This is a genomic window from Candidatus Marinimicrobia bacterium CG08_land_8_20_14_0_20_45_22 (genome assembly GCA_002774355.1).
Lineage (GTDB): Bacteria > Fidelibacterota > UBA2242 > UBA2242 > UBA2242 > 0-14-0-20-45-22.
In genome coordinates this window covers 1-5,775 of sequence record PEYN01000197.1, presented here as the reverse complement: position 1 = coordinate 5,775, position 5,775 = coordinate 1, and the positions used below count along the sequence as shown (strand labels likewise).

General features: G+C 44.7%; 5 protein-coding genes. All 5 read right to left on the bottom strand.

Annotation, left to right across the window (positions count from 1 at the left end; translation table 11 throughout):
* On the bottom strand, positions 1–447 hold a 447-nt coding region (locus tag COT43_11330; GenBank protein PIS27282.1), incomplete at its 3' end, for a hypothetical protein.
* A gap of 29 nt (positions 448–476) precedes the next feature.
* Entirely contained in the window at positions 477–2,306 is a 1,830-nt protein-coding gene (locus tag COT43_11325; protein ID PIS27281.1) for a hypothetical protein, read from the bottom strand.
* A 9-nt stretch (positions 2,307–2,315) separates the two neighbouring features.
* Positions 2,316–3,143, bottom strand: coding sequence for a hypothetical protein (locus COT43_11320; protein PIS27280.1), 828 nt, complete (start codon positions 3,141–3,143; stop codon positions 2,316–2,318).
* 78 nt (positions 3,144–3,221) lie between these two features.
* On the bottom strand, positions 3,222–5,252 hold the full coding sequence (locus COT43_11315; GenBank protein PIS27279.1) for a sodium:solute symporter: 2,031 nt from the start codon (positions 5,250–5,252) through the stop codon (positions 3,222–3,224).
* Positions 5,253–5,349: 97 nt separating this feature from the next.
* Positions 5,350–5,775: hypothetical protein (locus COT43_11310; protein PIS27278.1), on the bottom strand; the 426-nt coding region annotated here is incomplete at its 5' end.

Below are 5,775 nucleotides of genomic sequence, written 5' to 3'. Positions count from 1 at the left end.
TTCGTAAAGTCTGTGGAAAATGTCTTTATCACCAACATCTTTTCCCTGTTTTAATCCGTTCCCATTACGGAAAACAAAAGCTAATTTGAGAATCTTGTCACTTTCCGGTACTCCATAATATTTTCGGATTTTTCCGATATTCAATTCCCAGAGGTCGTCGCCGACCTTGCTCAGTTTGCATTCAGGAAGATTTGTTGTCCACGTGGCTTTGACATATTTCCAATCAGTTTTGGATGTGCTTTTATCGGTGATAACGCCTGTGTGCGCATAAACATCGGTTCCCGTATAGCCCATTAGTCCCTGATTGCCGAGTTTTGCGTTAAAAATGATGACGATAGAATCTTCGACTGTTGGATAAGACGGGCGTGACGTGACAACTTGCGCACTCGAAAACCGTACGGTCAAAACGGTTAGAAAGGCGATGACAAGGATTTTAATTGGTTTCATGATCGATTCCTGTTGGTTGGGAAAATCTCTTAATGGATTTCAAAAATACCAAATTCATCCGGTTTTAGACGAATCGACAATGTATCGTTTTTCACAAAATATTCCGCATTTCCTAGCTTCAACTGAAGATTTTTACCTGTAGATTTTCGGAAAACATCTTCAAGAGATATCTCGCAAGATTCGATTTTTGGCGACATATTGACGACGGTCAGCATCGTTTCCGCTTCGGTAAATCTCATGAATGAAACGATCTTTTCCGGCAATGAGTTGATCAACGGTGAAAAACTACCGCGCCTGAGAGCGATTGACGATCGCCGAAGCGCAATCAGTTCGGAGAAAAGTTTTTCGGTTGCCGGATCGGCGCGATTCCATCTCACCGTGCTTTTCTCAAAATGAGACGGCATGATATTCTCGCCGATTTCCTGTCCGTTATAGATCATCAGCACGCCGGGAAGCGTAAAAATAACCGCCGCCGCGGGTTTGATCTTCTCTCTTCCGAAATATTTCGCCGACCGCGGTTGATCGTGATTCTCGATAAATCGCATCCTAACCGAATTCTTCGGGTAGCGATAATATTCTTTTTCAAGGTCTTTGAACAATTCAGTCGCCGGACTTCCACCGACGAGAATTTTATGCAAGATGTGCCGCGTATTCCAGGCATAAGTCAAATGAAAAGCTGTCGAATGCAGACTCGGATGGTCGCCTTCCGCGAGCATCAGAATGTCCGGTTTGATCTTTTGTAACCGCGGTAAAACCTCTTCCCAAAAATCGTTTGGAACCAATTCAGCCACATCCATCCGATAGCCGTCAATGTTGAAATTTTTCACCCAGGATTCAAGCACCTCAACCATCGCTTCACGTAAGTCGGCATTATCATAATTCAGGTCAGCAACGTCCGTCCAATCTTCGTTCGGCGAGATAATATTTCCAGATAAGTCTTGCGTGTACCAGTCCGGATGTTCGGCAAGCCACGGATTGTCCCACGCCGAATGGTTGCAGGCGATGTCCATGATCACCCGAATGTCCGCTTGATGCGCCGTTTGAACCAATTTCATGAAATCCGATTCCGTTCCGAATTCGGGATTCACTGTTGTAAAATTGCGAATCGCATACGGACTTCCCAACGTGCCTTTCCGATTCTTTTCTCCTATCGGAAAAATCGGCATGAACCAGATACAATTGATGCCGAGTTTTTGGAGTCGTGGAATGTCAACCGTGACGGCATTGAACGTCCCTTCGGCGCTGTACGTCCGAACATATAACTCATAAATGACCGCGTCTCTCACCCATTCCGGAACAGGTATCGCTTCCTGTTTGGAATATTCGGCCATGAGCAGTTCGGTCTCGTTTTGAAATGTTTTAATGGAAACGTTGCCGCTAATTCCTCCCGCTCCGCCCGTATCTTCGATCCGAACGACCAATAAATTTTCTTCGCCTATTCTCATCTCCGAAGTCACGTCGATAAAGAATCTGACATTCGCACCAACATGTTCATAAAAACGTTTTCCGTTCAGGAATACAGTGGCGTTATCATCGACTGAATCGAACATCAGCGCGACTTTATGGTTTTTCAAAAACGGTTTCGGGATAAAATTCAGAGCGAACCAACCGACGCCGTCATAGTTGGTATCATCCCAGAATGTCGGGATCGTAACGGAGCGCCAACCTTTGCGGTCGAAATCGCACCTCTCGAATCCGGACTGCAACCCGACATTTTCGGAGTCGTACCACATCAGCCATTTTCCGTTCAACGATTGCGTCGTGTTTTGCATAGTCGGTTTAAATGTGATAAAGAGGATTATTAATCCGCCAAGAACCGCGAGAATTTTCTTCGGGATATTGGCGTTCCATCTGGTCATTAATACGACTCACTTTTCGGTTGGAATACTTAGTTCGATCAGATGATCCAGATAATCGACGCGCTTCGTCATTAGTTTGACGACTGTATCGGAAATATCGCATTTCATCCGTTGTCCATAAAGTGTAATGTCGAGAATGATATAGTTGATCGCAATGGTTAAGACCGCTTTATTCTGCGTCCAGATCGCTTGTTCCTGCTTTTCGATGTTGGCAGGGCCCATGATAAGATTGCTCGAATCAGTCACGAGAATCATTTTATGGTCCCAGATGGAAGATAATTTTTCCTCGTCGATGCCATAAGCGAATACCTGGCCGAGCGATTTGGAAACCTCCGTAAATGAAAAAATAATGATATCCACACCGCGTTTTTTAGCGGCCAATAATGGCTCTTTCAATCGATTTATTTCGCGTTGCCACCCGGAAATGAAAATCGTTTCCTTTGCTTCTCTTATCAGTGAAACGCAGGTCATCAGGAGCGATTCATAACCGTTAATATTCCAAAATCCTTCGGTTTCCGGTTTGTTGTTGAACTTCAGCAATTCAGAAGAAAACGTCATGAGTTTCGTCGAGAAATCTGTTTCTAATTTCGACAGTAATTGTTTAGGCGAGAGTGGCACGTACCGGCGCGGCTTGTCATGAATATAACTGACGAGCCCCATCATTTCCAGTTTGTCCAGCACGGAATAAATAACGGAGCGGGGAACGTTCGTCTCTTTGCTCAGTTCATAGCCGGTCGCCGGATTGTGTTTAAGAAGCCCCAAATAACTTTTCGCCTCATAGACAGTAAATCCCATTCTGGTCATTTTATTCAGCAAATCGTCCGAAAAGGAATTCATCGTTTATCTACATCCTGACTATTTCATCTTTTCACAAAATCTCGCTTAACACCGGATTTCCGGTTTTCTGTCGTCCGTTTATTTCAGCAATTCCTTTTCAATGGGCTTCGCGTCCTTTGATAAATTCTTAAACCAGACGAAGTAAAGCGCCACAGACAAAACCGTTGTCGATCCAAACAGAATCCAGAATGTGTCGAATCGCTTCATCACGAGCGTCATCCACATCAAGAACAGGCAAACTTGCCATGGCACAGCCAACAAAAGAGTGAAAACGTCAAATTTGTGTTCTCTTGTCAATTCTTTCTGCATTGAAGGCTCCAGCCGGGATTTAAATTTCCCCCAGAATCCGAACGGCTTGGTAATATTGTAGAAATTTCCCAGCACCTTGTCTTCTGGGGCGGGCGTCAATAATGTCACAACGACTAATGTGATGGCCACGATTGCGTTGATAATCAGGAATGAAACATATTCCGGCAGATATGGGAAGACCAATTTTTGGATAACCGCGGCGGTCATTCCAACGACTACGGCCCATGAAAAGCCATAGCCGTTCAGCCGCCACCAGTACCATCTGGCGAGAAATGGAATCAGCAAACCGGAGCCGATGCTCATCGTGATCCAGCCCCATATTTCGTTGATGTTCCGGATCGTAAAAGCGAAACCGACGCCGATCATTACAATGATGATTGACGAAATCTTGCTATGCCAAACCAATCTCCGCTGTGATGCTTTTGGATTCATGTAGGTTTGGTAAATATCTTTGACCCAGTAAGTGGCTCCGGCGTTAATCGTCGCACTAAAAGTTGACATTGCCGCCGCCATCATTCCGGCAACCATCAGCCCTTTCAATCCTTTCGGAATCATCTGGTGTATGACAATTGGCAGGACTTTTTCCGGATCCATCGACTGAATACTCGTGTCGATATTATTAAAATAGTAAATGCCCAGAATCGCAATCGAACCGATGAATAGCCATCTGAAAGAGAGCAGAAACGTCCAGAAAAGGGAAAGCAGTCCGGCTTCGCGGTCACTTTTCGCGGCAAAATACCGTTGAATCATGTAGCCGCCGGTACCGCCGCTTCCTTCCAGAAATACTTTCAGGAGATAGAAAAGAATCGCGATCCCGAAGAAATTATAGATAGAATAATCGGCGTGTTTCGGAAAATTCAGGTTCCATCGCGGCTTAACGTCAGTCCATTGTTCGCGGGTTACGGATTTGGATTGGAATTGATTTCGTTTGACGCTGAATTCAACCTCGAATTTTTCCGGTAATGACAGTAGTTGTTTATCGATTGTCTCTTTATTGACGATTATCGAAATCGATTGATTATTCGGCGCTATATATACCAATCGCAAAGAGTCCGATGGAAGGTCTTGTGAAATCTTTGGCCAATCAGTTTTGGCGATTTCTTCTTTATATTCTCCCGGCCTTAGCGGATAGGAAATTTTAAATTTATCTTGAAGAGGAATTTTAGTGAAAACCATCACGGCGATAAACGCAATCGTGAAGAAAATTATTACGCTCTGGATAAAATCAGTCCACACGACCGCATAAAGCCCGGATGAAACGGTATAACCCATTGTCAGGATAATCAATCCGATAGCCGCCAGCATATCGGGACTTATTCCGAGCATTGGAGGAATGTTGAAAAATTCGGCAAAGAATTTACCGGAACCGATGACGAAATAAGTCACCATCGCAACGGCAAAAACTAGTTGCGAAACGGCGCCGATAATCCTGGCAATGTGCCCGTCGCGCCGATCGCCAAACCGGAAGAACATCCATTCAGCAATTGTCATGACGCGCGCGCGCCGATTCCATTTTCCCATGAAGGCTAATAAAAATGCCATAATCAACGTGACACCGCCTCTGAATTCAATATAAAAACCGGCGGCTCCGATAGCGAAAATGAACGCCGTATTGATCATCGTTCCGGTCACATCAAAATTTCCGGACATGCCGGAAGAACCGAGTAACCACCATGACAGCGAACGATTTCCCAGGAAATACGCATCGATGCCGGCTGACGCTTTTTTCTCAAAATAAAATCCAACATACAACATGCCAATTAAATAAATGATCAGGATGATATAGTCAGTGATATTCATGAGTGACTCCCTTCGTTTGCCGCTTTATTTTGAGAAAAAAACAATTCAAAAGAAAAGAGAGAGCGGGGATTGCTCCCCGCTCTCATCAAGAAACTACTTACTTCAGCAGGACCATTTTCTTCAGGTCGCGGAACTTGTCGCCCGCCCTGAGTTCATACAGGTAAACACCCGATGCCACGTTGTTACCGCGCATGTCTTTTCCATCCCAAAAGTAACTGTAAACACCGTTGCTCAGATTCGTGAATGCAACCTTGTTGACCATCTGTCCCAATGCATTGTATATGGTCAACGTCGCGTCACTTCTCTCCGGTACCGCAAAACGTATCTGCGTCGTCGGGTTGAACGGATTTGGGAAGTTCTGATTAAGTCTAAAATTTTTAGAAACAGATCCTTTTTCCTCTTCGATTCTAGTATAAATGATACCGTTGGCAAACGGTTCAGGTTCAACTTCAAGCGGTAAACCTTCGATACTGAATTTTACGACGTCTAAGTATTGTTCCCGTGGTAATACACCCGACGCATT